At 57.6% G+C, this 26,756-nt stretch carries 24 protein-coding genes; 9 read left to right on the top strand and 15 right to left on the bottom strand.

What is annotated here, in order from left to right; all coding sequences use genetic code 11:
- Window positions 1-73: 73 nt before the first annotated feature.
- The 6 genes from paaZ to AC2FIP_RS09945 all read right to left on the bottom strand — a co-directional run bounded on the left by paaZ (window position 74) and on the right by AC2FIP_RS09945 (window position 8,432).
- Window positions 74-2,104: a phenylacetic acid degradation bifunctional protein PaaZ gene (paaZ, locus tag AC2FIP_RS09970; RefSeq protein WP_496786223.1), complete on the bottom strand. Its 2,031-nt coding sequence runs from the start codon at window positions 2,102-2,104 to the stop codon at window positions 74-76.
- Window positions 2,105-2,209: 105 nt separating this feature from the next.
- A complete protein-coding gene (locus AC2FIP_RS09965; protein WP_496786220.1) occupies window positions 2,210-3,397 on the bottom strand; it encodes a cytochrome P450 in 1,188 nt (395 codons plus the stop codon).
- A complete protein-coding gene (locus tag AC2FIP_RS09960) occupies window positions 3,397-4,749 on the bottom strand; it encodes a TRAP transporter large permease (protein ID WP_496693796.1) in 1,353 nt (450 codons plus the stop codon). The genes AC2FIP_RS09965 and AC2FIP_RS09960 overlap by 1 nt, the downstream gene beginning before the upstream one ends.
- Complete coding sequence (locus AC2FIP_RS09955) at window positions 4,746-5,252, bottom strand: TRAP transporter small permease (protein WP_496691527.1); 507 nt, start codon at window positions 5,250-5,252, stop codon at window positions 4,746-4,748. The genes AC2FIP_RS09960 and AC2FIP_RS09955 overlap by 4 nt, the downstream gene beginning before the upstream one ends.
- A gap of 57 nt (window positions 5,253-5,309) precedes the next feature.
- The gene (locus AC2FIP_RS09950; protein WP_271949076.1) at window positions 5,310-6,329 is read right to left on the bottom strand and encodes a TRAP transporter substrate-binding protein; all 1,020 of its coding nucleotides are present in this window, start codon (window positions 6,327-6,329) and stop codon (window positions 5,310-5,312) included.
- Between the two features lie 69 nt (window positions 6,330-6,398).
- Window positions 6,399-8,432, bottom strand: coding sequence for an FAD-dependent oxidoreductase (locus AC2FIP_RS09945; RefSeq protein ID WP_496786218.1), 2,034 nt, complete (start codon window positions 8,430-8,432; stop codon window positions 6,399-6,401).
- Between the two features lie 103 nt (window positions 8,433-8,535).
- Here AC2FIP_RS09945 and paaG point away from each other — a divergent pair, with 103 nt between their 5' ends.
- The 4 genes from paaG to AC2FIP_RS09925 are packed head-to-tail and all read left to right on the top strand — an operon-like array spanning window position 8,536 to window position 11,684.
- Entirely contained in the window at window positions 8,536-9,321 is a 786-nt protein-coding gene (paaG, locus tag AC2FIP_RS09940) for a 2-(1,2-epoxy-1,2-dihydrophenyl)acetyl-CoA isomerase PaaG (RefSeq protein ID WP_496786217.1), read from the top strand.
- Between the two features lie 2 nt (window positions 9,322-9,323).
- Window positions 9,324-9,749, top strand: coding sequence for a hydroxyphenylacetyl-CoA thioesterase PaaI (gene paaI / locus AC2FIP_RS09935; RefSeq protein WP_142639944.1), 426 nt, complete (start codon window positions 9,324-9,326; stop codon window positions 9,747-9,749).
- A 24-nt stretch (window positions 9,750-9,773) separates the two neighbouring features.
- The gene (gene paaK, locus AC2FIP_RS09930) at window positions 9,774-11,084 is read left to right on the top strand and encodes a phenylacetate--CoA ligase PaaK (protein ID WP_496786215.1); all 1,311 of its coding nucleotides are present in this window, start codon (window positions 9,774-9,776) and stop codon (window positions 11,082-11,084) included.
- 3 nt (window positions 11,085-11,087) lie between these two features.
- Entirely contained in the window at window positions 11,088-11,684 is a 597-nt protein-coding gene (locus tag AC2FIP_RS09925; RefSeq protein WP_496709802.1) for a TetR/AcrR family transcriptional regulator, read from the top strand.
- A 116-nt stretch (window positions 11,685-11,800) separates the two neighbouring features.
- On the opposite strand, the gene AC2FIP_RS09920 is transcribed toward AC2FIP_RS09925, so the two are convergent.
- Together AC2FIP_RS09920 and AC2FIP_RS09915 are read right to left on the bottom strand one after the other, a co-directional pair.
- On the bottom strand, window positions 11,801-13,780 hold the full coding sequence (locus tag AC2FIP_RS09920; RefSeq protein WP_496786213.1) for a bifunctional 2',3'-cyclic-nucleotide 2'-phosphodiesterase/3'-nucleotidase: 1,980 nt from the start codon (window positions 13,778-13,780) through the stop codon (window positions 11,801-11,803).
- Between the two features lie 239 nt (window positions 13,781-14,019).
- Window positions 14,020-14,925, bottom strand: a complete 906-nt coding sequence (locus tag AC2FIP_RS09915) for a LysR substrate-binding domain-containing protein (RefSeq protein ID WP_496691522.1) — start codon at window positions 14,923-14,925, stop codon at window positions 14,020-14,022.
- 181 nt (window positions 14,926-15,106) lie between these two features.
- Between AC2FIP_RS09915 and ugpB the strand changes: the two genes are divergently transcribed.
- The 5 genes from ugpB to AC2FIP_RS09890 are packed head-to-tail and all read left to right on the top strand — an operon-like array spanning window position 15,107 to window position 20,207.
- Window positions 15,107-16,417: a sn-glycerol-3-phosphate ABC transporter substrate-binding protein UgpB gene (ugpB, locus tag AC2FIP_RS09910; protein WP_271949090.1), complete on the top strand. Its 1,311-nt coding sequence runs from the start codon at window positions 15,107-15,109 to the stop codon at window positions 16,415-16,417.
- A 57-nt stretch (window positions 16,418-16,474) separates the two neighbouring features.
- The gene (gene ugpA / locus AC2FIP_RS09905) at window positions 16,475-17,356 is read left to right on the top strand and encodes a sn-glycerol-3-phosphate ABC transporter permease UgpA (protein WP_142639899.1); all 882 of its coding nucleotides are present in this window, start codon (window positions 16,475-16,477) and stop codon (window positions 17,354-17,356) included.
- A gap of 20 nt (window positions 17,357-17,376) precedes the next feature.
- The gene (ugpE, locus tag AC2FIP_RS09900) at window positions 17,377-18,213 is read left to right on the top strand and encodes a sn-glycerol-3-phosphate ABC transporter permease UgpE (RefSeq protein ID WP_271949133.1); all 837 of its coding nucleotides are present in this window, start codon (window positions 17,377-17,379) and stop codon (window positions 18,211-18,213) included.
- Between the two features lie 3 nt (window positions 18,214-18,216).
- Window positions 18,217-19,272 (top strand): sn-glycerol-3-phosphate ABC transporter ATP-binding protein UgpC, encoded by a 1,056-nt coding sequence (ugpC, locus tag AC2FIP_RS09895; RefSeq protein ID WP_496786211.1) that lies wholly within the window; start codon window positions 18,217-18,219, stop codon window positions 19,270-19,272.
- The gene (locus AC2FIP_RS09890) at window positions 19,272-20,207 is read left to right on the top strand and encodes a glycerophosphodiester phosphodiesterase family protein (protein WP_496786210.1); all 936 of its coding nucleotides are present in this window, start codon (window positions 19,272-19,274) and stop codon (window positions 20,205-20,207) included. Before ugpC ends, AC2FIP_RS09890 begins: the two co-directional genes overlap by 1 nt.
- 110 nt (window positions 20,208-20,317) lie before the next feature.
- Here the strand turns inward: AC2FIP_RS09890 and AC2FIP_RS09885 are convergent, their stop codons facing one another.
- From AC2FIP_RS09885 to AC2FIP_RS09855, 7 genes are all read right to left on the bottom strand, one after another.
- Window positions 20,318-21,013: an RraA family protein gene (locus AC2FIP_RS09885; RefSeq protein WP_496786209.1), complete on the bottom strand. Its 696-nt coding sequence runs from the start codon at window positions 21,011-21,013 to the stop codon at window positions 20,318-20,320.
- A complete protein-coding gene (locus AC2FIP_RS09880) occupies window positions 21,010-21,705 on the bottom strand; it encodes an alpha/beta fold hydrolase (RefSeq protein ID WP_496786207.1) in 696 nt (231 codons plus the stop codon). The genes AC2FIP_RS09885 and AC2FIP_RS09880 overlap by 4 nt, the downstream gene beginning before the upstream one ends.
- Window positions 21,702-22,826: a cobalamin-independent methionine synthase II family protein gene (locus tag AC2FIP_RS09875; protein WP_496702203.1), complete on the bottom strand. Its 1,125-nt coding sequence runs from the start codon at window positions 22,824-22,826 to the stop codon at window positions 21,702-21,704. The genes AC2FIP_RS09880 and AC2FIP_RS09875 overlap by 4 nt, the downstream gene beginning before the upstream one ends.
- A gap of 58 nt (window positions 22,827-22,884) precedes the next feature.
- The gene (locus AC2FIP_RS09870) at window positions 22,885-23,847 is read right to left on the bottom strand and encodes a cupin domain-containing protein (RefSeq protein WP_496786206.1); all 963 of its coding nucleotides are present in this window, start codon (window positions 23,845-23,847) and stop codon (window positions 22,885-22,887) included.
- Window positions 23,848-23,997: 150 nt separating this feature from the next.
- Window positions 23,998-24,972, bottom strand: a complete 975-nt coding sequence (locus AC2FIP_RS09865) for a nuclear transport factor 2 family protein (RefSeq protein ID WP_496698277.1) — start codon at window positions 24,970-24,972, stop codon at window positions 23,998-24,000.
- Window positions 24,969-25,988, bottom strand: coding sequence for a LacI family DNA-binding transcriptional regulator (locus AC2FIP_RS09860; protein WP_496698276.1), 1,020 nt, complete (start codon window positions 25,986-25,988; stop codon window positions 24,969-24,971). Before AC2FIP_RS09860 ends, AC2FIP_RS09865 begins: the two co-directional genes overlap by 4 nt.
- Window positions 25,988-26,755, bottom strand: a complete 768-nt coding sequence (locus AC2FIP_RS09855; RefSeq protein ID WP_281995153.1) for an SDR family NAD(P)-dependent oxidoreductase — start codon at window positions 26,753-26,755, stop codon at window positions 25,988-25,990. Before AC2FIP_RS09855 ends, AC2FIP_RS09860 begins: the two co-directional genes overlap by 1 nt.
- Window position 26,756 lies beyond the last annotated feature (1 nt).

Raw genomic sequence — 26,756 nt, 5'->3', positions numbered from 1 at the left:
CCAATCAGGGGCTGAATCTTTCATACGGCAAGTATAATCGGGCCAGATCGAATTACCATCCGGCCCAAGAATCTTAGTAGGCCACCATGGTCAGCAGCTCATATTCGGCCACAGGCTCATCATCTTGTTGGGTCAGGGTGACATGCCAGCGCACCTCGCCATATTCATCATTGCGGCGGGTTTTCTTTTTGACCGTCAGGCGCACCTTGATGCTGTCGCCTGCCTCTACCGGTTTCATAAAGCGCAAGTTATCGAGCCCAGTATTGGCCAGGACCGGCCCCTCGTTCGGTTCCACAAAAAGACCCGCCGCGAAAGACAGCAAAAGATATCCATGTGCGACCCGGCCCGGAAAGAACGGGTTACGCTCAGCCGCGGCCTGATCCATGTGAGCATAGAAGGTGTCGCCGGTGAATTCGGCGAAGTGTTCAATGTCTTCCATGGTCACGGTCCGCGGTGCGGTGTGGATCGTCTCACCAATGGCCAGATCGTGATAGCGGCGTGTAAATGGATGGGCTGGCGCATTGACCTCGGCTGCACCCGGCACCCATTTCTCGCCAATAGCTGTCAATATGTCCGGCGATCCTTGAATCGCCGTACGTTGCATATAATGCATCACACCGCGCACACCGCCCATTTCCTCGCCGCCGCCAGCACGGCCGGGACCGCCATGGACCATATGCGGCAAAGGAGAGCCATGGCCTGTGGATTCTTTCATCGAGTCTCGGTTGTTGAAATAGAGCCGCCCATGATAGGCCCCTGCCCCCATAACAAATTTGCGGGCAACATCAGCATCATGTGTGATGACTGAGGCCACCAGAGACCCCTGCCCTCGGTTCGCCAGCTCAATCGCGTGGTCGGTATCGCGATAGCCCATGATTGTACTGACGGGCCCAAAGGCTTCGGTATCATGCACACGTTTCGCGGCATCGGGATCGCTGCAATGGAACAGCATCGGTGGCAGAAAGGCGCCCTTATCCGCATCGGCCCCATCGACCACGAAGTCGTCCGGATTGCCAAAGACGCACTCGGCCTCGTGCCCTATAATCGCGGCCTTCTCCAAAACATCGCGCTTCTGACTGGCCGAGACCAGCGCACCCATTCGGGTGGTTTCCAGTTTCGGATCCCCAATGGTGGTCTTTGCCAAACGCTCGGACAGCGCCTCAATAACGGCCTGCACATGCGGCTCGGGCGCGATGATCCTGCGGATGGCAGTGCATTTCTGACCCGCCTTGGTGGTCATCTCGCGCTGAACCTCTTTGACGAACAGATCGAATTCGGGCGTTCCCGGCGCGGCATCAGGGCCCAGGACCGAGCAGTTCAAGCTGTCCTGTTCCGCCACGAACCGGACCGAATTTTCCAGGATTACGGGGTTCGCGCGCAGCCTCAGCGCCGTATCCGCCGAGCCGGTAAAGCTGACCACATCCTGCATGGTCAGGCGATCGAGCATGTCGCCCAGCCCGCCTGACACCAGTTGCAATGCACCGTTGGGCAATATGCCCGACTCGAGCATCAGCCGAACGCACAGCTCGGTCACATAGCAGGAATTTGTGGCCGGTTTGACGATGGCCGGAACCCCCGCCAGAAGAGTCGGAGCCAGCTTTTCCAGCATGCCCCAGACCGGAAAGTTGAAAGCGTTGATATGGATCGCAACACCTTTCAACGGGGTGCAAATATGTTGCCCCAGAAAGGTGCCATTTCGCGAAAGCTGCTCGACCTCGCCGTCGAGATAGACATGCCCGTCCGGCATCTCGCGCCGCCCTTTTGAGGCAAAGACGAACATCGTGCCAATACCGCCGTCAATGTCGATCAGATGATCCGCCTGGGTTGCGCCGGTATTGAAGGACAGATCGTACATCGCCTGCTTGTGCTTGCCCAGATGAACAGACAGCGCCTTGAGCATCTTGGCCCGCTGGTGAAACGTCATCTTGCGCAGCGCAGGACCACCAACATTGCGCGCATGATGCAGCATTCCCTGAACGTCCAAGGCGTTGTTTCCGGCTGTTGCGATCACCTCTCCCGTCACCGCGCTTGCGATGTTGCGAGCACCTGCCCCCGGCGCAATCCACTCGCCCGCAGCAAAACTTGAAATCTGTTGGATCGTCATAGGTCTCTCCTTACTCGCGGCAGGGCTAGCGCGTGGGGGTTTGCGATATCTTATTATTAACCGTACGGTCGGTCAATAAATTTCAGAACGAGCAGCGCGGCTAGTTCAAACCTGCGCGGGCAGGTGGGCGAACCCCCGAAACCGGATACGCCCCCCACGCTGAGCACTTTCCGTGATCTGGTAATCAGGGAACTGGTTCAAAAACCGGCTAACGGCAACTCGACCTTCCATCCGGGCCAAGGTCAGACCAACGCAAGTATGCGGTCCGCCCGCAAACGCGTGGTGCTTGTTGGGACGGCGATCCAACATCATGTCATCGGGGTAATCAAACTGTCGCGGATCGCGGTTGGCCGCGCCGATGCAAAGATGCAGATCGGTTCCTGCTGGAATGACATGTCCGTGAAATTCCACCTCTTCAGTGGTCAGGCGATTGCCGAACTGGTTCGGGCTTTCCAGACGCAGAAACTCGTCAACTGCGGTGGAAATCAGGTCTGGATTAACCAACAGCTCGGTCCGCTTATCCCTGTGGCGGTCCAACAGATCCAAAGCGTTGCCTATCAGGTTTGTCGTGGTCTCATGCCCGGCATTCAGAATGAAGATGCAGTTCTGGTACAGTTCAACCTCGGTCAGGCCGCCCTCGGTGTCATCCTGTATCAACCTGGTCAAAACATCGGTCTCCGGGTTGCCCGGGTTGGCCCTGCGGTCGTCGATGATATCGCGCAAAAAGGCTTTGAACTCGCGGACTGCGCGGTTGCCCCAATCTTCCTGCTTGGGCGTCAGCTGCGGTTCCAACGCCCCGAGAATGGCCAAGGACCACTCACGCAACAGCTCACGCTCGGACCGAGGGATGCCCAGCAGGTTGCCGATGATCTCGATCGGGATCGCCCCGGCAAAATCCTCGATCAACTCAACTGTGCCCTTGGCCTGCATTTGATCCAACAGCCCGTCGACAAGTTCAATCAGACCCGGCTCCATCTGCGCCAAAGCGCGCGGGTTCATCGCGCCCACCATCACCTTGCGGACACGCGAGTGCAGGGGCGGATCATTGAACACAAGACTGGTGGTGTGATGTTCAAACAATGGGCTATCCACCCCGTATTTGGGGCCAAACACGGCCTTCTTGTCCGAAATGAACCGCGTTGTGTCCCGATAGATGATGTCCAGATCCTGATGTCGTGACAGGATCACCGACCCATCGGGTTGCAGGCAGACGGGCGTATCTTCACGCAGCGCCCTATAGGTAGGATAGGGATCATCGTGGAACCCGTCAGGCAGCTTGGTCAGCGCAAACATCAGTGGCCCATCGCCCCCATCTGTTCCGGCAGAACCAGCACAAGCCAGGGCACCAGAACGATCAGGGCCAGCCGAAAGATATCTGCGATCCAAAACGGCGTGACGCCTCTGAAGATCGTCCCGGTCGACACATCCCCGACCACACCCTTCAGAATGAACACGTTCAGTCCCACGGGCGGGGTGATCAGGCTGATTTCGGTGACGACGACCACAACAATGCCGAACCAGATCGGGTCATATCCCAGCGATGTGACCAGAGGAAAAAAGATCGGCACGGTCAGCAGTAGCATCGACAGGGATTCAAAAACACACCCCAAAATGATGTAGATGCCAAGGATCATCAGGATCACCACAAAGGGTGCAACGTCATACGCTGTGACCATGGCGATCAGCGCTTCGGGCAAACCGGCGAGGTTGATGAAGTTCGAAAATATCTGCGCCCCGATCAGGACCGAGAACAGGGCCGCAGCGGTCGCGGTGGTTTCCTTCAAAACCTCGAATGTTGAACCCAGGCTAAGCCCGCCGCGCGACAAGGCAATCAAAAAGGCGCCCATGGCCCCCATCCCCGCCGCCTCGGTCGGGCTGAAGGTCAGGTTCAGCGGTTGAAAATCGAAGGCACCATAAAGCCCGCCAATGACCAGAAAGAACAGCAGCAACACGGCCCAGACCGAGCGCAAGGCCCTCAGGCGCTCGACCCAACCGTGGCGTTCGCCTGCCGGTCCCGCCTCTGGTTTGCGCCAGACGGTCCAGCGCACCGCGAAAAGATAAAACAGAATGCCAAGCACACCGGGGATAATGCCCGCAACAAACAGTTTGCCAATCGAGGTTTCCGTCAGCAGGCCATATATGACCAGGATCACCGAGGGCGGGATCAGGATGCCAAGCGTGCCACCCGCTGCAATCGACGCAGTCGAAAGCTCATCCGCATAACCATACCGGCGCATTTCCGGCATCGCGACCTTGGACATGGTGGCCGCTGTCGCCAGAGACGACCCGCAAATTGCCGAGAACCCGCCGCAGGCCGCGACAGTCGCCATGGCGATGCCGCCCCGGAAATGGCCAAGAAATGCGTTGGATACCGCATAGAGCTCGCGCGCGAGCCCGCCTTTGTTCACGAACAGGCCCATCAGGATGAACAGAGGCACCACCGACAATCCGTAATCCTGTGCCGTATCGGTGATCTGCCGACCCACCATCGACATCGCCGCCTTCAAGCCGCGCTCCGAAAAGATGCTGCCGCCACGTTCGTAGGCGAACCCAAGCGTACCAACCAGACCCATCGCGAAGACGATAGGCAGACGCACCAGTACAAGCACCAGAACAAGGGCAAAACCGATAAGTGCGGCGGTCATTGAGAGGTCTCCGACAAGGATTGGGGGGAGAAGATAGTAATTAGGCCCGTGACAATCATCGCCATGGCCGTGATCGCAGTGAACCCGGCGATGAACCAGCCGACATAGAATACCGGGATCGACAGGTATTCAGTCACATCGCCATAGTCCCGTGCGCGCTCGGCAAGAATCCAGACGCGTTTGATCGGCCAGATGAGCATCACGCCCGACACAATATATACAACAGCGTCACGCGCTCGGCTCAGCCGCAAGCGGGAAAATACTCCGTCCGTAAGGTCGACGGCGATCTGACCCTTTCCGGCTGAGATCATCGGCAGAACCGAAAACACCATGATCGCCATGAGAATACGTGTCAGCTCAGTCGCCGCCTCAATCGGGGCGTTGAAGACAGACCGCAGGATGACGTCAAAAAAGGTCATCACCATCAGGATGAACAGCGCGATACAGGCCAGCAGCGTCGGAGCGATGCTGACGCGACGCGCAAAAGTCACGAGAGATTGCATGATTGGGTCCCGGCTGGTGAATTTGGCTGGCGAAGAGACCCCGCCAGCCGGACTGCGTTATTGGGCAGCCATTTCATTTACGATCATGTCATAGGCCGCCTGTGCGTCAACACCGGTGCCGTTAACCTCGTCAATCACCTTGGCGCGGACATCAACGGCGATCGCGTTGAACTTTTCCAGATCTTCCGCCGAGGCCGCGTTGATTGCGTTGCCCTCAGTGGCTTCGGTCGCCTCGCGGCCGATCCCGTCGATCTCGTCCCAGATCTTGCCGATTTCGCGGCTCAGCGGTTCACCAAACACATTCTCCTCCAGCGCCTGCTGCAGCTCAGGGGGCAGGTCGGCAAACGTTTCTTCGTTCATGATAAAGGCGAACGACCCGCGATACAGACCGCCCGGAACCTCGTAAACGTTCTGGGCAACCTCGGTCAGCTTAAAACCCTTGCGGGATTCAAACGGCATGACAACGCCATCGGCTGCTTTCGAAGCAAGGGTCTCATAGACTTTCGGTGCAGGCACCTGGATGCCGGTCGCGCCAAGCGCTGTGCCGACGTCACCGCCGACCCCACCTGGGATACGGACCTTGAGGCCCGACACTTCATCCAGCGTGGTCACCGCGCTGCTGGAATGCAGCTGCGCCGGACCATGCGTATGCAGGGCGATCACTTTCACGCCGCGATGCTCGTCCGCGGCCTTGAGATGTGCGTCATAGGTGCGCCAATATGCGACCGATGCGGCCTCTGCCGAGCCTTCATATCCGGGCAGTTCTATCATCTTTGTGGTGACAAAGCGCCCCGGCTGATAGCCGTGGAAAATGATCGAGGCATCCGCCGCGCCATCCATGATCAGGTCCATCTGCGCTGGTGGTGGCGCGATCCCCAACTTCAGTTCGGCGGTGACCTGACCGTCTGTGGCCTCTTCAACCATTTCCACGAATTTTGGCCACATCTTCGCATTGATGCCGTGGGTCGGCGGCGCCCAGCTGGATATGGTCAGCGTATAATCTGCGGCCAGCGCCACGGTGCCCGAAACGGCCAAGGCGGCTGAGGCCAATAGCGTGCTCAAACTGTTGAATTTCATGGTTTTGTCTCCTCCCTCTGAAACATACATTGAATCTGCGTTAATAGTCCGTTTTGTAACCATCAATAGTCATGGTGATGTGGTCTGCCCCGCAATCCTCCAAGACCCGGGGCTTTCAGAGGCGACGGTCTCCATTATTCCCCGCGACAGCTGCGCCCCAATTTCATCCCGATAGTTCATCGGCCCCCCGCGCCAGCGCGGGAATCCGTAGCCATGGATCTGGACCATATCCACGGCCATCGCGTTTTCGGCGATACCCTCTTCGATGATCAATGCGCCCTCATTCGCAAGTACCGCCATCAAACGGGACGAAATCTCGGTGCTCGTAAACGCGCGCCGGGTGATGCCATGTTCAGCCGAGTTGGCTTCGATCAAAGCCTCGACCTGTGTATCACGGATCGGCGTACGGTCGCCGTCATCATAACGATACCAGCCTTTTCTGGACCGCTGCCCGAAACGCTCCATCTCGCAAAGCTGGTCGGCCACAAAAACATAGCGCTCATCCGGTGGGCGTGTTGCAGCATTGCGCTTGCGATTGGCCCATGAAATCTGAAGACCGGTCAGATCCTGCAATTCGTACGGACCCATGGGCATACCAAAGTCGCGCATGGCCTGATCCACTTGATAAGGCAGCGCACCATCTGCCAGAAGATAATCAGCCTCGCGCCGATAGGCGGCCAGCATGCGATTGCCGATAAAGCCATCGCAAATGCCCGATAGGACCGCCACTTTGCCCAGCTTTTTGCCAAACGCAAATCCGGTGGCGATGACCTCTGGGTCCGAATGCCCGGAATGTACGATTTCAAGCAGTTTCATGACATGGGCTGGGCTGAAGAAATGTAGACCTATACAGCGGGCCGGACTGTCGATACCGGCGAAAATCTGGTTTGGATCCAGATAAGATGTGTTGGTGGCAAGAATTGCGTTTGTGTCCATATGCCGGGCGAGTTCCGCGAAAACCTGCTGTTTGACAGATATGTCCTCGAACACCGCCTCAATGGCCAGTTGCGCATCCCGTGCGTCGGCATAGCTGTCAACGGCGCGAAAGGCGCTCAGGCGGCTCTGCATCTGCGCCTCAGTCAGCTTTCCCCGTTTGGCAGCGCCTTCGAGCAGGCCCTTAACACGCCCCAAGGCCGCCGCGGCGGCTTCGGCGTTCTGCTCAATCAACGTGACAGAAAACCCCCCATTCAGGGCGGCGGTTGCAATCCCGGCACCCATCAGACCGCCGCCGACCACCGCGATACGGCTGATGTCGCGCGGGGTTACGCCTCTGATCAAAGAAGGTTTGGACACGCTCCGTTCGGCAAAGAAAGCATGGCGAAGGGCTCGGCTTTCGGCACCTTGGCGCAGGGCCAAATGGCGGACGCGCTCTTTTGGCAAGGCATCGGCAAAGGGTTCGGTCGCCCACCCCAATGCCGTCAGATTTTCCAGCGGAGACTGCTGACCCTTTGACCGTTTCAAAAGTTCCGCGCGCGAAACCTCTATCAGGTTCGGTGCAAAGCTGGTGAGGCTACGCTGACTGACTGGCACTGGTCGCTGCGGCAGGTTGGCCGCAAAGGCCTCAACGGCAGCCTCAGGCTGTTCAGCGACAAGATCAAGGCCACCCAGCCCTAGTAACGTTTCTGCAGTCAGGATCTTGCCCCGGCAGGCCATGTCAATCGCGGCCTCCATCCCCACAAGACGGGGAATACGCTGGGTGCCCCCTGCCCCGGGGATCAGGCCGACATTGACCTCTGGCAGACCAAATCTGGTGCCCGACGCGGCAATGCGCCAAGCGCAAGCCATGGCAATCTCGAACCCGCCGCCCAGAACAGTACCGTGCATGCAGGCGATAAAGGGAACTTCACTGTCTTCGATCATCTGTACTACGTCAGGCAGATGTGGCTCAACCGGTGGGGCGTCGAACTCTGACATATCGCCACCGGCAACAAAGGTTTTACCCGCACATCGCAGGACAGCCACGCGCGCGCCTTTGATGGCACCTACCGCGTCGGCCAACCCCTGACGCACCGCAGCGGATGTCGCGTTCACTGGCGGATTGTTGATCGTTACCCAGGCAACGTCACCCTTCCGCTCAACGCTCACCACCGGCGATTTTGCCATAACCCATCCCTTTGATTTGCTCAGATTCGGCTTGCGTTTATATATTGACCAACCGTTCGGTTAATGCAATCATAAAGTTGAAACGATACCGGCCGAGGCAGTGATGAGCGATACGATTCTTGTAGAAAATCACGAGAACTGGGTCGAGATTACGTTGAACCGTCCAGACAAGCTGAATTCGTTCAACGAAGACATGCATCATGCGCTTCAGGCTGCCTTGAATTCCGCGCGCGATACAGGCGCGCGGGCAGTGCTGCTGACGGGCGCCGGGCGTGGCTTTTGTGCCGGCCAGGACCTTGGCGACCGCAATCCGTCAAATATGGACGGGCCGCCGGATCTGGGCAAAACCGTCCGCAGTTTCTATGCCCCCCTCGTGCGTCTGATCCGGTCGTTGGACTGCCCTGTCATCTGCGCCGTGAATGGCGTCGCTGCCGGCGCCGGGGCCAATCTGGCACTGGCCTGCGACATGGTTCTGGCAGCGGAAAGCGCGAAATTCATCCAGAGCTTTTCCAAGGTCGGCCTGATCCCAGACACTGGCGGCAGCTGGCACCTGCCCCGCCTTTTGGGCGAGGCGCGCGCCAAAGGGCTGGCCTTTACCGCACAGCCGCTGCCCGCCAAACAGGCCGAAGACTGGGGCCTGATCTGGAAAGCCATACCCGACGATCAGCTATTGGCAGAGGCTCGTACGCTGGCTGATCAACTGGCCAATGGCCCGACCCTTGGGTTGGGCAAGACCAAGCACTGTATCCAAGCAGCGGCGACGACCTCTTTGTCCGATCATCTGGAATTCGAGGCTGATGCGATGAAAATCTGCGGCGAAAGCGCGGATTATGCCGAGGGCGTGTCCAGCTTTCTTGAAAAGCGCGCGCCCAATTTTCAGGGTAAATGACGATGACACCAAAGGAACGTGCCAGCAAATCAGCCGCTGCGATGTGGGCGAGTGACGAAGCCAGCAAATGGTTTGGCATGGAGCTTGTCGAGGTGGACGAAGGCTGCGCAGTTCTGGCGCTGACCGTCGTTGCGCATCACTGTAATGGGCACGGCATGTGCCATGGCGGCGTGACCCATGCCCTGGCCGACAGCGCCTTCGCCTTTGCCTGCAACAGCCGTAATCACGCGACCGTTGGCCAGCACACGATGATGAGCTATCTCGCCCCCGGCAAGCTGGGGGATCGCCTGACGGCCACCGCGACCGAGGTCTCGGTTACGGGCCGCAGCGGCATCTATGACGTGCGCGTCACCAATCAAGACAGCAACGTGGTCGCCGAATTCCGCGGCATGTCCCGCGCGATTGGTGGCACGAATTTTCAAGAATAGCTTCGCGACCGAAGGAGTAACGCGATGGAGGACCTGTCCCCTAACAAAGCTGACCTGGACCCGATCGAGATCGCCTCGGTTGACGAAATCCGCGCCACCCAGTTGGAGCGTCTGAAATGGTCCCTGCGTCACGCTTACGAAAACGTGCCGATATACACCCAGCGCTTCGACGATGCCGGCGTGCATCCGGATGACCTGCAACAGTTATCTGACCTTTCGAAGTTTCCATTCACCTACAAGAACGACCTGCGTGACAACTACCCGTTCGGCATGTTCGCCGTGCCGCGCAGCCAACTGGTTCGGCTGCATGCCTCATCCGGGACAACCGGCAAGCCAACTGTTGTGGGCTATACCAAAGGCGATATCGACAACTGGGCCGATCTGGGTGCTCGGTCGCTGCGGGCCGCAGGTCTGCGCAAGGGCGATATCGTGCATAACGCTTATGGCTATGGCCTGTTCACCGGGGGTCTGGGCGCGCATTACGGCATCGAACGTCTAGAGGCGACCGTGGTTCCGATGGGTGGCGGGCAAACCGAAAAACAGGTTGGTTTGATCACAGATTTTCAACCCGATGGGATCATGGTGACCCCATCCTACATGCTCAACATCCTCGAACAATTCCATAAGGTGGGCCTTGATCCGCGCGAAAGCTCTCTGAAGGTTGGTATCTTCGGCGCGGAGCCCTGGACCGACGCGATGCGCTCGGAAATCGAGGCTGCATTCGATATGCATGCGGTCGACATCTATGGCCTGTCGGAGATCATGGGGCCCGGCGTTGCCAGCGAATGCGTCGAAACCAAGGATGGCCCTGTGATCTGGGAAGATCACTTTCTGCCAGAAATCATCGACCCCGCCACCGGCGAAGTACTGCCCGACGGTGAAACTGGTGAGCTGGTCTTTACCACCCTGACCAAAGAAGGGCTGCCGATGATCCGCTATCGCACGCGCGATCTGACCTGCCTGCTGCCCGGAACGGCCCGTTCCATGCGTCGCATGGCCAAGATCACCGGCCGCAGCGACGACATGATGATCCTGCGCGGCGTCAATGTCTTTCCCAGCCAAATCGAGGAACAGGTCATGGCGACCGGAGGCCTTGCGCCTTATTACCAGGTCGAGCTGTATAAATCCGGCCGGATGGATGCCATGCGGGTCTTTGTCGAAGCCTCTCAGGGATCTACCGATGAAATGTCCAAGACGGCGGCCGCCCGGATGCTGACCAAACGCATCAAGGACATCGTTGGAGTTTCAACTGAAATTGTTGTAGGTGAGCCGGGCGACGTCGAACGCTCTCAGGGCAAGGCGAAGCGCGTCATCGACAACCGCGATAAGGATTAAGCCTTGGCCCGGACAATCGCAAAAGACCACGACCAAAAGCGGGAACAAATCCTGAAAACGGCAGCCAAAGTGTTTGCCGATCAGGGGTTTGATCGCGCCTCGATGACCCTTTTGGCCAATGAGTGCGGAATCTCCAAGGCGAACATCTACCACTATTACGACAGTAAGGATGCCATCCTGTATGACATCCTCGAAACCTATCTGCGTGAGCTGCGCGACCGCATCTGCGAGGTTGATCTGACGGGCCTGACGCCCGAAGAAAGGCTGCGAAAGACCGTGCGTGAAATCCTGTTCGCCTATCAGGGCGCGGATGATGAACATCGGGTGCAGATCAGCGGCATGAACGCCCTGAGCGACGACCAGCAAAAGCTGTTGCGCGGGTATCAGTTGGATCTGGTGAATGTCGTGCGGGACATATTGAAAGACCTGTCCCCGGAGTCGTTCGGCGATGACAAGGACAAGCTGCGCGGTGCCACGATGTCAGTTTTTGGCATGCTGAACTGGTATTATATGTGGAACACAGGCGCAGGCACCAAAGCACGTGAGGATTACGCTGATCTGGTCAGCACCCTAACGCTCCACGGAATACGCAAACTCTAGACCCAGGACGGGCCGCTTCGCAGGACAGTTGCCTGACAGAATAATTTTGGCTCACCCCCCAATTCCGATCCATACCATTGGGTCAGAAATAGGGGGATAAGCCTGCTTTCAATCTGTTACAGCTGGATGCGGAAGGCCGCAAAGCCATCTGCGCCCTCACCGGCATCCTCGATCAAAACACCTTTGACGTCACTCATATAGTCACGCGCCTTCGGGCCTGTTTCGAACAGGACCGTGGTGCCGTCCAGCGGGGCAAACGACCAGTTGGCATCTGCTTTGGGGTCAATCGTGCCCTGTTCGACGATATAGCGGACAATCACGTCGCGGTTGGTGTCCGGCGCCTCGAACACAACCGTGTCGCCCATCGCGCCGGGGAAAGATCCGCCACCGGACGCTCGGTAATTGTTGGTGGCGATAATGAACTCCATGTCATCCGTGACCGGAGAACCATTGAAGGCAAGGTCCACGATCCGGGCCGCGCCAGGGTTGACCTCTTCACCCTTGGGTCCAAACCGCGATGGCTGGGACAGGTCGATCTGATAGGTGACGCCGTCCATCACGTCGAAATTATAGGACGGAAACTCTGGGTTCAGCAGGACCGCGTCGCTTGCGCCCGGTTCGACCTGATTAAACATTCCGGCAGACCGCTCCAGCCAACCTCGGACCTGCGCTCCGTTCACCCGTACTGCGCGCACGGTGTTGGGATAAAGGTAAAGGTCGGCCACGTTCTTGATTGCCACGTCACCCACCGGGACATCGGTGTAATACTCCGGGCCACCACGACCGCCGGCTTTGAAAGGCGCCGCGGCTGACAGAATGGGCAGGCCTTCGTGTTCCGTGCCCTTCATCATCTCTTCGACGTACCATTTCTGCGCTATCGACACGATCTGTACAGATGGATCATCCGCAACCAGCGCGAAATAGCTGTGCAGCGGGGCCGACGTCTTGCCGACCGCTCGGCGCACATAGGCTAGTGTTTCGTCGTGGTCTTTCGCGACCGAGGCCAGCACGGCCTGATCGTCCTCGACCAGCGCCGTGATCGAGCGATCTTCGTTGCGAACCGAAATCGGGCGCGCCTCAGATGTTGTGGTCACCACACGCCACTCGTTCCCATCGCGCTCCAGCAGCAGGTCCAGAAGGCCAAGATGTGATCCCCAGAACCCGCCCATGACGGCGGGTTTGCCCATCAACGTCCCTTTTACAACGTCAATACCGGGACGGTCGGCAAATGTCTCGGACGGGAAAACAAGGTGGTTGTGACCGGTCACCAGCGCGTCAATCCCGTCAACGCCAGCCAGCACAACCGAGGCGTTTTCCATACCATCGGAATGGTCGGCATCGCCAATCCCCGAATGCGAAAGCGCGATGATCAAGTCGCAACCCTGCTCTTTCATCTCAGGCACATAGGCTTGCGCTGTCTCGACAATGTCGCGGGCCTGCACGTTGCCTTCGAGATGCTTGCGGTCCCAGTTCATGACTTGCGGCGGCGTAAACCCAATGACGCCGACCTTGATCGGGTGTTTGCTGCCATCGCCCATTTCAATCTCGCGGTCGAGAATCGCATAGGGTTTGACCAGCGTTTTATCCTCACGCGGGTTTGCCCCCTGTTCCTTTGCGACGTTGGCCAGAACAACCGGGAAATCCGCGCCAGCAAGCGCCTTTTCCAAAAAGTCCAAACCGTAGTTGAATTCGTGATTGCCCAATGTGGCGGCGTCATAACCGACTGTGTTGAAGGCGGTGATAATCGGGTGGCTGTCGCCCTCTTTCATCCCCCGCTCATAGGCGATGTAATCGCCCATTGGGTTGCCCTGCAGAAAGTCTCCGTTATCGACCAGCAGAGAATTCGTCGCCTCGGACCGGATGCCGTTGATGATCGAAGCGGTGCGGGACAGGCCTACCGTGTCGCGAGGCTTGTCGGCGTAATAATCGTAAGGGAAGACATGCACATGAATGTCCGTCGTCTCCATTATCCGTAAATGCGCCTGATTATTGGCAGCCGCCGCAGAAAAAGGATGAAGTGTAATGGCCGCGGCGCTGGCGGTAGTGGTCGCAAGGAACTGACGGCGGGACATCAAGCTGGGGTTGGAAAATGGCATGTGACACCTTTCATTTTCGTTTGTCGACGCGACTTGTGCAGGCCCTGCGAAACAGTGGTGTGACACTGGCTGGCAGGTCCTGCCACGCGTCGAACTGGGCATGAACCAAGTCAGTTTGCCCACAAGTTTCAGGGCGCGTAAAGCAATCCCGGGGTCTCAATTCGATTTTTGTAAAATCTTGCCAATGCCCAAAGCCGCGTTCAGGCAATCAATCGGGCAACGCTTTCGGCTGTATCCAGCTAAGGATCGGCGATGAAAGGTCCAAGGCTGTCGCTGAACTGTTCTATGAATTCCAGCGTGACCAGCGATGGTTGCTTCAAAACCGGTCGCACCAGCGACAGCGTATGAGGCAGAAATGGCCTGAAAGGCCGATAGCTCAACCCCCTGTTCTGATATTGTACTGCGTCCAGTTCGCTAACAACAGACACCCCAACGCCCTTCACCACCAATTCGCAAGCGGCCGTGAATTGCCGAACCTCGATATGCGAGTTCAGTTCGACATTCGAGTTTTGAAATGCACGCGACAGGCGCGCGAAAAAGTCGCTGTCGCGCCGGGTGTGGATGATCTTCTGATCGGCAATATCTGCCGGTGTCACGGTCGAAAGGTCTTCCAGCGCATGGCCTGCGGGAAAGACGCAAACTGTGCGGATATCAATATGGGTGCTTTCGACAGCCGGGTGGCCATTAAACCCATCTGTGATTCCGAAATCATATTGCTCGCCGATCATCCACTCCAGGATGCGCTCGGGCCTATCCGGCTCTATCGTCATGGTGACGCCAGGCCGGTCGCTCAGAAATCCGGCAACAACATCTGGTAAGTGACTGGTGGCGAAGCCAGGAAGGCAGGCGACGCGAATATGCCCGGCTTTGCGTTGCGTGATGTCCTGACTGACATCCGAAATCTGCCGCATCAGTTCCAGCACGCGCTCTACGCTGGGTTGCAGATAGCGAACTTCCTGCGTTGGGACCAATCGACCTTCGCGGCGGTCGAACAGTTGAAACCCAAGCGATTTTTCCAAGTCTGAAAGCAACCTGCTGACCGCAGGCTGGCTGACCCCCAGATCGGATGCGGCAGCCGTGACCGAGCCATTAACGGTCACCGCCATAAGTGCCTCAAGCTGCCTAATTCTCAGGGTTTGGCTCATGGAGCGTCCTGTTTTTGCTGCAAACCTCGGTCAGTTCATAACATCGTATTATATTTTTTGCCAGAAAATCAGGCTTGAATTATATTTCTGTAACGTTAACGTCGTGAAATCGTCATGTGTGCCGATTACGCGTAGCGCTCGGTATTCAACGAAGCATCGCCTTTGATGCATGGGAGGAATCATGAAAACGAAATTGCTTGGCGCTCTTGCCGTATCAACAGCCTTGTCCCCGATCGCGGCAATGGCGCAAACCGAAGTTCAGTTCTGGCATGCCTTTACCGGCCGCCTGGGTGAGCTTGTGAAAGCTCAGGTTGAAGAATTCAACGCCAGCCAGGATGAATATGTCGTGGTTGAAAGCCACAAGGGCAACTATTCGGAAACCCTGAATGCAGGCATCGCCGCCTTCCGCGCCGGTGAACAACCGCAGATCCTGATGGTATTCGAGGTTGGCACCGCAACTATGATGTCGGCCCAGGGCGCGATCAAACCGGTCTATGAGGTGATGGCCGAAAGCGGTGCGTCATTTGATCCGGACGCCTATATCGGCTCGGTCAAAGGGTATTATACGACCACGGATGGCGACATGCTGTCCCTGCCCTTCAACTCATCAACACCGGTTCTTTGGGTCAACCGCAATGCGTTCGAAGCGGCGGGCGTTGATCCCGACACCGATCTGTCGACCTGGGAAAAGGTCGGGGAAACGCTGGAGCAGCTCAAGGCCGGTGGTGAAGATTGCCCGTTGGTCACTGCATGGCAAAGCTGGATTCATCTTGAGAACCTGTCAGCCTATCACGACGTCCCCTTCGCCTCGCAGGATAACGGCTTTGCCGGTCTGGATACCGAGCTGATGCTGAACGGCCCGGCCCAGGTTGCGCACCTGACCGCGATGGGTGACTGGGCCAAGGACGGCAAGTTCATCTACACGGGCCGCCGCAACGAAGGTGGCGCGAACTTCCGGTCCGGCGAATGCGCCCTGTTCACCGAAAGCTCGGCGGGATACGCCGGGATCAAAGCCGAAGCCGAGTTTGATTTCGACGTGCGCCCGCTGCCCTATTGGGAAGCTGTCACGGCCGAGCCGCAGAACACCATCATCGGTGGTGCCTCACTGTGGGTCATGGAAGGTCATGAGGCCGATGAATACAAAGGCGTCGGCGAATTCCTCAGCTTCCTGTCCTCGTCTGACGTTCAGGCAGCCTGGCACCAGAACACCGGCTATCTGCCTATCACCACCGAGGCGGGCGAAGCGACCCGAGCGTCTGGTTTCTATGACGAAAACCCAGGCACCGACATCGCCGTCATCCAGATGACCGCGAAAGAGCCGACGGCAAACTCGAAAGGTCTGCGTCTGGGATCATTCGACCAGATCCGCGGCATCATCGACGAAGAGCTTGAGGCCATCTGGGCTGGTGAAAAGACCGCCCAAGAGGCGATGGACAGTGCGAAGGAACGCGGCGACGCGCTGCTGCGCCGGTTCGAATCCGCCAATCAATAAGTCGTAATCTGATGCGGGCCTCGTTGGGCCCGCATTCTACTCTGGTGGGCCAATAGAATGGAAAAACGCGTCATTTTTCGCGGCTGGCTGCTGCCGCTTGCGCTGATCGCCCCGCAGGTCATCATTTCCGCCGTCTTCTTTTTCTATCCTGCTGGTCAGGCCGTATGGCAATCGTTGTTCATCCCCGACCCGTTCGGGTTGTCATCTCAGTTCGTGGGCTTGGGCAATTTCGAATTCCTGCTGAGCGATAAATACTACCGCGCCTCATTCGTGACGACGGCGGTGTTTTCGACGCTTGTGACCCTGTGCTCGATGATCCCGGCCTTGTTCCTGGCAGTCATCGCAGACCGTCTGATCAAGGGCTCGGGCGTGTATCGGACCTTGTTGATCTGGCCCTACGCCGTTGCCCCCGCGGTGGCGGGTGTGCTGTGGCTGTTCATGTTCAACACCCGCGTTGGTGTGGTCGCATGGTATCTGGGCCAGCTCGGCTATGACTGGAACCACGTCCTGAACGATGCCGAGGCCATGGGGCTGGTCGTTGTCGCCTCGGCCTGGGGACGCATCAGCTATAACTTTCTGTTCTTCTTTGCGGCGCTGCAATCCGTGCCCCGCTCGGTCATCGAAGCGGCGGCGATTGACGGGGCTCATTTCTGGCGCCGGTTCTTTACCATCGTACTGCCGCTTTTGTCGCCGACCGCGTTCTTCCTGCTGGTCGTGAACATTGTCTATGCCTTCTTTGAAACTTTCGGCGTGATCCACACGATCACCGGAGGGGGTCCGCAACAAGCCACAACTATCCTGGTCTACAAAGTCTTTTCCGATGGGTTTGTGGGCCAAGATCTGGGGTCGTCTTCGGCCCAATCGGTCATCCTGCTGGTGGTTGTCGGCCTGCTGACAGTGATCCAGTTCAAATACGTTGAGAAGAGGGTGCATTACTGATGGCGGCCCAACAACATGGAATGGTCGAGAAACGTGGTGCGGGCCTGTGGCTGACCCATGCGTTTATGATCCTTGGCGTTCTGGTCATCTTCTTCCCGATCTGGCTGGCCTTTGTGGCCTCGACCGTTACTCAGGCCGACATAATCTCGCCCCCGATGCCGGTTGTGCCAGGTGATCAGTTCTGGGTGAATTACAAGGCGGCCCTGTTCTCAGGCGTGAACGTCCCGGTCGCAACGATGCTGTTCAACAGCCTGGTGATGGCGATTGGCATTGCCGTGGGCAAAATCGTCATCTCGCTGCTCTCGGCCTTTGCCATCGTCTATTTCCGCTTCCCCGGGCGGAACACGTTTTTCTGGCTGATCTTCCTGACCCTGATGCTGCCGGTCGAGGTGCGGATTGTCCCGACCTTCGAAGTGGTGGCCGGGTTTGGTATGCTCAACAGCTATTCCGGGCTGATCTTTCCGCTGATCGCCTCGGCCACAGCCACATTCCTGTTCCGCCAGTTCTTTCTGACCATCCCGGATGAGCTGGCCGAGGCCGCGCGGGTGGATGGCGCCCGCCCGATGCGGTTCTTCGTTGATATCGTGATCCCGATGAGCCGAACCAACATCGCGGCCCTGTTCGTGATCCTGTTCATCTATGGCTGGAACCAATATCTCTGGCCGCTACTGATCACCACCGACCCCGAGATGAACACCATCGTAATGGGCATCAAACAGATGTTCCCCTCGGGCGATGATTTTGCCCATTGGCCGACGATCATGGCGACCTCAATCCTGGCAATGATCCCACCGGTTCTTGTGGTGGTGTCGATGCAAAAGCTTTTTGTCCGCGGCCTTGTCGATAGCGAGAAATAAGAAATGGCAACAGTATCCCTTGAGACCGTCAAAAAGAGCTTTGGCCCAACGGACGTCATTCATGGCATCGACGTCGATATCGCGGATGGCGAGTTTATCGTGATCGTGGGCCCCTCGGGCTGCGGCAAATCCACTTTGCTGCGGATGGTGGCCGGGCTTGAGACTGTGACATCCGGCGAAATCCGGATTGGCGAAGAGCGCGCCAATGACAAGGAGCCGATGGACCGGGACATTGCGATGGTGTTCCAGAACTATGCTCTGTACCCCCATATGTCGGTACGCCAGAACATGGGCTATGGTCTGAAAATCGCCGGATTGCCCAAGGCTCAGATTGACCAGAAGGTGACCGAGGCCGCTAAGCTGTTGCAGCTTGAGCCGCTGCTTGACCGCAAGCCCCGTCAGCTTTCAGGCGGTCAACGCCAAAGGGTTGCCATGGGCCGCGCTATTGTCCGTGAACCTGCCGTGTTCCTGTTTGATGAGCCGCTCTCAAACCTGGATGCAAAGCTACGTGTCCAGATGCGCCTGGAAATCCGCGAACTGCAAGAAAAGCTGGGTATCACTTCGCTATACGTGACCCATGATCAGGTCGAGGCCATGACCATGGCCGACAGAATGATCGTGATGAACGGTGGTGTTGCCGAGCAAATCGGCACCCCGCTTGAGGTCTATGAGACGCCGCGGACGCTGTTCGCTGCGCAATTCATCGGCAGCCCGGCGATGAATACCTTTGATGCAGAGCGCCAGGGCGGAAAGATCAGGATCAACGATACCGAGATTGGCCCATCAGGCGGGCCCGATGGCCCGTTCAAATTGGGCATACGGCCAGAGCATCTGTTCCTTGATGAAAACGGGCCCTTTGATGTCGTAGTTCAGATAGCCGAACCGCTGGGGGCGAATACTTTGCTGCACGGTCAGGTGTCAGGCTCTGGCGCGGCAATCACGATCAGCCTTCCGGGTGTTCATCCGATCGAAGGCCGTCATCCCAATATGCGTTTTTCTGTTGCGCCAGAGCATATACATCTGTTTGACCCGGCCTCTGGCATAAGGCTCGAAGGCTGATGCCATTCCCTCAGGTCGAGGCGTTTCGCGGCGGTAAAAACCTGATCCGTGTAGTAGGGCACCGGGGGGCACGCGGCGTCCTGCCCGAAAACAGCATGATCGGCTTCGATTTTACGCTGTCCATCGGGGTTCCGCTTCTTGAGTTTGACGTGGTGCTGACGGCGGATGATGTGCCCGTCATAACCCATAACCATCGGCTGCATGCGCCGACCTTTCGGGATGCCAGCGGTCAGTTTTTGACCGGAAAAGAACCCAAAGTCTCGTCCCTGTCCTTGGACCAGATTCAACAGTTCGATATCGGGCGATTGGACGGGCATTCGGATTATGGCCGGCGGTTCCCCGATCAGGCCCAGCTGGACGGCATTCGCGTGCCAAGGTTGCAGGACCTGCTGGATCTGATCAATCGGCCGGAATATGGCGATGCCAATCTGATGCTGGAGCTAAAATCTGATCCGGATCAGGCCCATGACGCAGCCTATCTGGACCGCTTTGTCGAACGCGTGGTACAGCAGGTTCGGGCCGCTGGCCTATCCGATCGCGTGTTGCTGCACAGCTTTGACTGGACCCTGTTGGAAGTCTGTCAGCGGCAGGCACCTGACATGCCGTCATCTTACCTGACGCAGCTTCCCGAAAATGCCGATGACGTTGGCGAGGATTCCTCCAAGGCCGTTTGTCGGGACTTTCGAGGCCAAAGCGAAAAAATCCCGCAAATGGTCAAGCAAGCGGGCGGCGCGCTTTGGTGTCCGTATTTCGCAGATGTGATATCTGAGGACGTCGCGGTTGCCAAAGAACTTGGGCTTTGCGTAGCCGTATGGACGGTCAATGAACCGACGGATATCAGCAGGATGATTGATCTGGGTGTCGATGCCATCGTCTCGGACTATCCTGGACGGGTTCAAAGGCATCTGTCGGATTTGGGCATGAGATGGGTGTGACCCCGCTGCGATTTCCGACACAATCGCCATCGCTAGTGACCGGCCTATTCAGGATCACATCGGCTCGCTGCCGGGTTAGTCTATGGCTGGGCCGCGTGGTTGTTGCTGCACTACGTGCGCGAGGCTTCGAACGCAGCCCATGCTTGTTCAAAGGCCTCAAAATCGAACTCTGACGCGCGTGCTGGGCCAAGAATAAGCTTTTCGGTTTCAAGCAATTTACGGATCGCCTGTTCCAGGCTGTCCACCACTTCGGGCGGGATCACCAAAGCGCCGTGCCGGTCCGCATGCACCAGGTCCCCGTCCTTGATCGAGAGGCTGAAGATGGTCACCGGGGTGCCCACCTCTTTGACATGCACGAACCCGTGGCTTGGACCGACCGAGCCCGACACAACCGGAAACCCATCCGGCAAATCGCCCAGATCCCGCATCACGCCGTTGGTCAACGCACCGCTGATGCCAAACCCTTTGTGGACCGTGGTATTGATCTCACCCCAATAAGCACCGATGCAGTCCGGGAAATCCAAATCTTCGACAACCGTGACAGCCGGGCCTGTGCCCGTTGCCATGTGCCGGTAATAATCCATCCGGCGCTGACGGATCACTTCGGGAGGGTCTTCGGGAGGGTTCACCGCCGCGATCTTTGCCGTTCTGGCATAACCGACCATTGCCCCCGCATTGGGATCCGAGCACAGCATTGTGCCCCGCGTGAAATTGTCGAACCCACGCTTGCCTTGCGCCACTTCGATCGCATTGCAAACGGTGGGGGTGTCGACGGATTTCAAAAGATCCAGCAAGGGTTTTTTCATAGTGCCTCCAGCCAACGGCACAGAGCCGCTGTCGTCAGTTCGGGTTGTTCAAGTGTTGGCAAATGCCCCGCCTGCTCGATGACCTCGAAACGGCTATTCGTGAGAAGTTCATGCATCAAGGCGTGTCGCGAAACCGGGCACAGAGCATCATCTTTCCCGCACAGGATCAGGGCCTGTCCGGGATAACCGCGCAAGGTATCGCTTTGGTCGGGGCGATCTCGCAATGCTTTGGACTGGTTGATAAAAACATCCGGTCCAAGACCCAAGGCCATATCCATGCACAGGTTCAGAATTGCCTCGCGGTTCGGGCCATCGGTCAGGTAGTTTGGTTTCATCTCCTCGGCCATGACCCGGCCCAAGCCCCCACTGGACACAGAAGCGATTTGTGGACCACGCCTGGCTTTGACGTCATCCCGTTCGGCCAAGTGGTTGGTATCCATCAGCGCCACGCTGACGACGCGCTGCGGTTGCTGCCGGATTATTTCCATCGCAACGATGCCACCCATGGACAGACCCGCAAGGACAAAGCGCGGGGGCGCATAAGACAACACTTCGGCGGCCAAAGCCTGCACCGTGTCATGCCCCCCAATCGGCGCGTAGAGGACAGGATTGCTGCTCGAAAGCGCCGCGATCTGCGGGGCAAAAAGCCGGGCATCGCACATCATGCCGGGCAACATAACAAGTGGTTTCATGCGACCAATGCAGCCCCGTCGGCCAGAGATCCAAGCTTGGCAAAGGCGATATCGGGATCAACCGCACCAAATCCGGCAAAAGTGCCAAATCCGCAATCCGAGCCCGCGATCACTCTTTCGCGGCCGACAATATTCGAAAACCGTTCAATACGTTGGGCGACCAGTTCCGGATGTTCGACAAAATTTGTCGTGGTGTCGACAACGCCAGGTACAAGCACTTTGTCCTCAGGTATTTCGGCTTTGCGGTCACGGAACACCGTCCATTCATGCGCATGACGGGGGTTCGAGGTTTCGAACAGGACATAGCGGGATTTGGTCGACATCAGCGTGCCGAACACTTTGTCCATTCCAATGTCGCAACAATGCGGTCCTTCGTAATTGCCCCAGCAAATATGGACGCGCACCTTGTCAGCGGGAACGTCCTGCAATGCGTGGTTCAGGGCCTCAACATGCAAATTGGCGACTTTGACAAATTCTTCGTCCGAAAGGTCAGAGAACAGCATATGGCGAGACAGGGCCAGGTCGGGGCAATCCAGCTGTAGATCCAGACCGGCCCCCACAATGGTTTCGTACTCTTGCTTCATCGCATCGGCGAGTGCAGCCAGATAGGCTTCACGTGTGGGGTAGAAATCATTTTGCAGAAACAGCGAGATGACACCCGGGCTGGCCGCGTTCATAAAACCACGCTCGACACCATGCGCGGCCATGGCGGCCTTGAGGTTGTCGATGTCTTTTTGCAGTTCACCTTGCCCTTTTGACCGCACCTCACCCACACACATTGGGCGCGCATATTGTGGCGTACCGCCATCATCAGCCAAGCGTTTCAGGAAGCCGGGAAACATCTTCAGATCCGCTGGCGCGTTGCGCGGGCTGTCCCCGTCAAAGCCGGTATAGCGGTCTTTGACATAGGTGGCGTATGAGATCTTCGACGTCTCGCCATCTGATACGATATCGACCCCGGCTTCGACCTGTTTGCGCACTGTCTCGGACACGGCCGAGGTCATACAGGCATCAAACGCAGCCGCGTCAAATGGCTCTGCACGCTCGCGCGCAAAGATGAAATCCACGACCTCCTGACTACGCGGAAGGCTCCCTACATGTGTGGTTGAAATGCGGGTCATTCCTTCTTCTCCCTCTGCAAGTCTAATCTGCGCCGCCCGGAAGGCAGCGCAGTTTGTTTCATGCACCTGTCCAAGTTGTACCGGCCGGATCTTCGGTTGCGGTAACGCGATAGAGCCCCGCGTTACCCGTCATCGAAGGCGTGACGCCATAGCTTTCGCCGGGCAGAACCAGTGCGGTATCCCCATTTGTCAGGGTTGTTTCAACATCCTCAATCGTAATCCGCCAGTGGCCACTGGCCGGCATCAAGACCACAGGCTTTTCGGCTTTAACCGGATCAGACACACACGAGCCGCGACCAAGGAAATCAACCTCGAAACCCGGCTTGTCTTTGATCAGGCCGTTTTCACCGATCACAACGGCAGGCCTGTTTGATGACAGCGCCATCAAATCCCAATAGCGGGCCACGTAATTGCCAATCACATTTTCGACGGGGACCTCGGGATAGGCTTTCAACTGCTCTTCAGTCAGCAAGGGCATGGGCTGTACGTTATGCGGCAGCGTTTCCCCTTTTTTGCTGTCGTAAAGAACCCCATTGTTTCCCAGCATCAAGCCATGGGCCTGCGCATCCTGAATAACCTGCGGCGCCCAGGTGACCCCGCCCCCGGCATCGTCACCGCCAAGGACCGCCATGATCATCCCGTAGTCCTGCCCCACATTTTCAAACCCGCGGAAGATACCGGTCGGGATGTTGAAGATGTCTCCTTCTTCGGCAATGAACTCACCAGCCGATCCGTATCTGCCCCAGAAGAACCGCCAACGGCCTTTGGCAACAAAGAACACTTCGGCCGTGGTGTGGCTATGCAGAGAGTTCCGGCATCTCGGCGGTTGGCCCGCAGCACCGATGTTGAAACCGATCTTATCGGTGATGTGGACGTGTTGATCGGGGCTTTCGGATACGCCCCCGCCGACGATGGTGAAGTTTTCCTTTTGATCTGACCCCGGGGTATGGGCGTCGATGAACGCGGTTTTACAGGGTTTCAATTCGCCATAACGGACGATGCGGCTTTGGATGGTACTCATTTCTGTCTTCCTTTTGGTTGGAGTTCGCTGCGGTCAAACTCCGAAACCAGGCGGGCGGTTGTTCAGTCGCCGGGCACGCAGGCTGGCCCGGTGGGCGTGAAAACGTCGCAGGGCCTGCCCAGCCTCCAGATTTGAGAGACGATGCGACATTTACAGATCACCGGTTTTCAAAAGGATCTGTTTCCAGACCGACGTTTCATCAAACAGAGTGTACTCACGGCGCAGGCCCCAGGGGCCGAATTCGGCGTGGCTAATACCCAGCACAAAGACCTCGGCCCCCGTCGGCGTGCCGAACACACCCCATCCATCATGCTTGCCATGCAGCGACCAGCGGATCGCGGCGCGGGGCGGCATCATTGGGTCGTCGCGACCAATCTGATGTTGAATTTTGAACTCGGCATTCGGGAAAGAGGCGCGAAGCCCCATCCAAAAGCGATCGACCGGAGCCCAGCTGTGACCAGTCGTGCCGCGCGGATATTCCGATTGCACGGCGCGGTCATACTCGGCGCTGATCACGCTCAGGTCTGCAGACATGACCCGGTTCAGAATGTCGGCGTATTTCTGACCCCATTCATTGTCATTGCCACGCCCTTTGTAAGGTCCAGGCTGATCATTCGCCGGCGTGTAAGGCTGGGCGCAAGCCTCTGGGCCGCCTTCGCGGGCAATCAGATCGCGGGCATATTCTTTTGGGTCCCAACCCATCTGTTGGACAATCGCACCCTGGTCGCGGATCAGCCATTCATCGTTGATCTGGTTGTTGATGGCGTGACAGTCGGCAAGGATACGGTAGACCAGCTTTTTCCCGGTAGCCTTCCCATAGACACCGTCGCCCAGATGGGTCGCAGTCGACAAAAGCCTGTGCGAGGACAGCATGCCCTCTTCCGGTGTGCCGGACCAAATCACATCCTCACCCAGCAATGTGCGGTCGGGGAACTCGGCAAGCGTTGCCATGGTAGCGGCAATGACGCCCTGATTGCCAACGACAACTGACCCCGGGGATCGAACTACGATATCGGGCGCATAGTAATGGTGCAGCGTGGCAATGCCCCGATCTTCCCAGATTTCTTTTGTGATCCCAATAATATAGTCAGGAAAATCTTTGAATTTCGGGTCAAATCCCTTCATGTCTTCCATCCTTCAGGTATACGTGCAGAACCGCGAACAATCAGCGGTCCATCTATTTCCAATCGGTGCGGACCAACATCGGGCCCTTCGATTTTGCTCAGCAAAATGTCCACGGTTTCGGCAACCATGCGGTTAGCAGGCTGTCGTACGGTGGTCAGGCTATAGGTTGGCCAGGCGGCCACAGCCACGTCGTCGTATCCGACAACCGAAACATCTTCGGGAATCCTTAGGCCCAACTCGAATCTGAGGGTGTCCATCACTGCAATAGCCATGTGGTCATTGGCCACAAAAACGGCGTCGGGCGGGTCCGAGGCAAACATCTCCAGCGTTGCCGCCCGCGACTGTTCGCTGGTGAAGTTCCCAACGCCGCGCGCATGCAGTTCCGCCCCCGCATCATGCAAGGCGGCCCTGAAACCTGATTCGCGGTCGCGCTGGGTCGACGCGCCTTCCCAACCGGCTATGTACCCGATCTTTTTATGCCCCCCGGCCAAAAGGAATTCGGCAGCCTTGCGCCCACCCGCGATATTGTCCGAGGTGACCGCCGACATGGCCGGGTCGTCCTGAACCCGGTTAAACAGCACCATCGGCACACCGGCAGCCAGACAACGATCCGACAGATCCGACGACAAAGCCACCGAAGCTGCGATAATCCCATCAACCTGAAAATCCAGTATTTCTTCGATCACGTTGTCTATGTTGCCGGCCTGATGCGACGCCATGAAGACCAGCACGTGGTAGCCGCGCTCTTGCAACTTGTTTGTCAGCTTTTCCAACGCTTCAGGATAGAACTGATTGTTCAGATAGGCGACCACAAGTCCAATGATCCGGCTTTTGCCCGAGACCACCGCACGGGCCAGAAAATTTGGCCGATATCCCAGTTCATCCGCTGCCTTGCGCACTTTCGCGACCGTTTTTTGCGAGGCCGATGCACCAGGCGTAAAGACCCGGCTAACGGCGGATTGGCTGACCCCGGCCAGCCGGGCAACGTCCAACGATGTAACTTTCTGAGTAACCATCAGTCTGCCGTCCAGCCTCCGTCCACCAACATTGCTGTTCCTGTAACCAAAGCCGACGCCTCTGATGCCAGGTACACTACCGCGCCCATAATATCCTCAATCTCTCCCGGGCGGCCTAGCTTGATCTTGTCCAAAATCCAGGCCCGTTTGGTCGGGTCCTCGAATGTAGGCCGGGACAAATCCGTCAGGATGAAAGTCGGGCAAATCGTGTTGACACGGATCTTTGCGGGCCCGAATTCCAGCGCCATCGCCTTGGTAAAGCCCTCGACCGCAAACTTGGAGGCGCAATAGACCGCGCGTTCCTGCCCGCCGACATGGCCCATCTGGCTTGAGATATTTATCAGCGATCCGGGACGCCCGGCCTCAAGCAACCCTTTGGCAACGGCTTGGGTTAGGAAATAGGCCCCCCGGACATTGACGTTCATGACCGAGTCAAAATCTTCGGGCACCGTTTCGACCGCCTTGCTATGACGTGCAAACCCTGCCGAGTTCAAAAGGATGTCAAACGGCCCGTTTTCGGCGACAGCCGCGGCAGTTCCTGCGACATCGGTGACATCCATCTCAAGCACCTTGGCAGACCATCCCTTGGCAGTCATCTGATCGGCTATCTCTTGTAACGCACTTGCGCGGCGCGCCGCCAATGTGACCTCGGCCCCATGCTCTGCCAGCGCTACGGCGCAGGCCAGACCTATGCCCGACGATGCCCCGGCGACTAGCGCACGTTTGCCGCCTAGACTGAAACTGGGGGTGCTGGGAAAATTGAGCATA

The organism is Ruegeria sp. CDSB114 (genome assembly GCF_059611025.1).
This window is presented reverse-complemented; position numbering and strand designations above follow the sequence as displayed.

Bases quoted from the DNA above. Each gene is read 5' to 3' on its own strand.
- paaZ (WP_496786223.1), bottom strand. From the start codon at position 2,104: ATGACGATCCAACAGATTTCAAGTTTTGCTGCGGGCGAGTGGATTGCG.
- AC2FIP_RS09965 (WP_496786220.1), bottom strand. From the start codon at position 3,397: ATGTTTGCGCTGACCAAGCTGCCTGACGGGTTCCACGATGATCCCTAT.
- AC2FIP_RS09960 (WP_496693796.1), bottom strand. From the start codon at position 4,749: ATGACCGCCGCACTTATCGGTTTTGCCCTTGTTCTGGTGCTTGTACTG.
- AC2FIP_RS09955 (WP_496691527.1), bottom strand. From the start codon at position 5,252: ATGCAATCTCTCGTGACTTTTGCGCGTCGCGTCAGCATCGCTCCGACG.
- AC2FIP_RS09950 (WP_271949076.1), bottom strand. From the start codon at position 6,329: ATGAAATTCAACAGTTTGAGCACGCTATTGGCCTCAGCCGCCTTGGCC.
- AC2FIP_RS09945 (WP_496786218.1), bottom strand. From the start codon at position 8,432: ATGGCAAAATCGCCGGTGGTGAGCGTTGAGCGGAAGGGTGACGTTGCC.
- paaG (WP_496786217.1), top strand. From the start codon at position 8,536: ATGAGCGATACGATTCTTGTAGAAAATCACGAGAACTGGGTCGAGATT.
- paaI (WP_142639944.1), top strand. From the start codon at position 9,324: ATGACACCAAAGGAACGTGCCAGCAAATCAGCCGCTGCGATGTGGGCG.
- paaK (WP_496786215.1), top strand. From the start codon at position 9,774: ATGGAGGACCTGTCCCCTAACAAAGCTGACCTGGACCCGATCGAGATC.
- AC2FIP_RS09920 (WP_496786213.1), bottom strand. From the start codon at position 13,780: ATGCCATTTTCCAACCCCAGCTTGATGTCCCGCCGTCAGTTCCTTGCG.
- AC2FIP_RS09915 (WP_496691522.1), bottom strand. From the start codon at position 14,925: ATGAGCCAAACCCTGAGAATTAGGCAGCTTGAGGCACTTATGGCGGTG.
- ugpB (WP_271949090.1), top strand. From the start codon at position 15,107: ATGAAAACGAAATTGCTTGGCGCTCTTGCCGTATCAACAGCCTTGTCC.
- ugpA (WP_142639899.1), top strand. From the start codon at position 16,475: ATGGAAAAACGCGTCATTTTTCGCGGCTGGCTGCTGCCGCTTGCGCTG.
- ugpE (WP_271949133.1), top strand. From the start codon at position 17,377: ATGGTCGAGAAACGTGGTGCGGGCCTGTGGCTGACCCATGCGTTTATG.
- ugpC (WP_496786211.1), top strand. From the start codon at position 18,217: ATGGCAACAGTATCCCTTGAGACCGTCAAAAAGAGCTTTGGCCCAACG.
- AC2FIP_RS09890 (WP_496786210.1), top strand. From the start codon at position 19,272: ATGCCATTCCCTCAGGTCGAGGCGTTTCGCGGCGGTAAAAACCTGATC.
- AC2FIP_RS09885 (WP_496786209.1), bottom strand. From the start codon at position 21,013: ATGAAAAAACCCTTGCTGGATCTTTTGAAATCCGTCGACACCCCCACC.
- AC2FIP_RS09880 (WP_496786207.1), bottom strand. From the start codon at position 21,705: ATGAAACCACTTGTTATGTTGCCCGGCATGATGTGCGATGCCCGGCTT.
- AC2FIP_RS09875 (WP_496702203.1), bottom strand. From the start codon at position 22,826: ATGACCCGCATTTCAACCACACATGTAGGGAGCCTTCCGCGTAGTCAG.
- AC2FIP_RS09870 (WP_496786206.1), bottom strand. From the start codon at position 23,847: ATGAGTACCATCCAAAGCCGCATCGTCCGTTATGGCGAATTGAAACCC.
- AC2FIP_RS09865 (WP_496698277.1), bottom strand. From the start codon at position 24,972: ATGAAGGGATTTGACCCGAAATTCAAAGATTTTCCTGACTATATTATT.
- AC2FIP_RS09860 (WP_496698276.1), bottom strand. From the start codon at position 25,988: ATGGTTACTCAGAAAGTTACATCGTTGGACGTTGCCCGGCTGGCCGGG.
- AC2FIP_RS09855 (WP_281995153.1), bottom strand. From the start codon at position 26,755: ATGCTCAATTTTCCCAGCACCCCCAGTTTCAGTCTAGGCGGCAAACGT.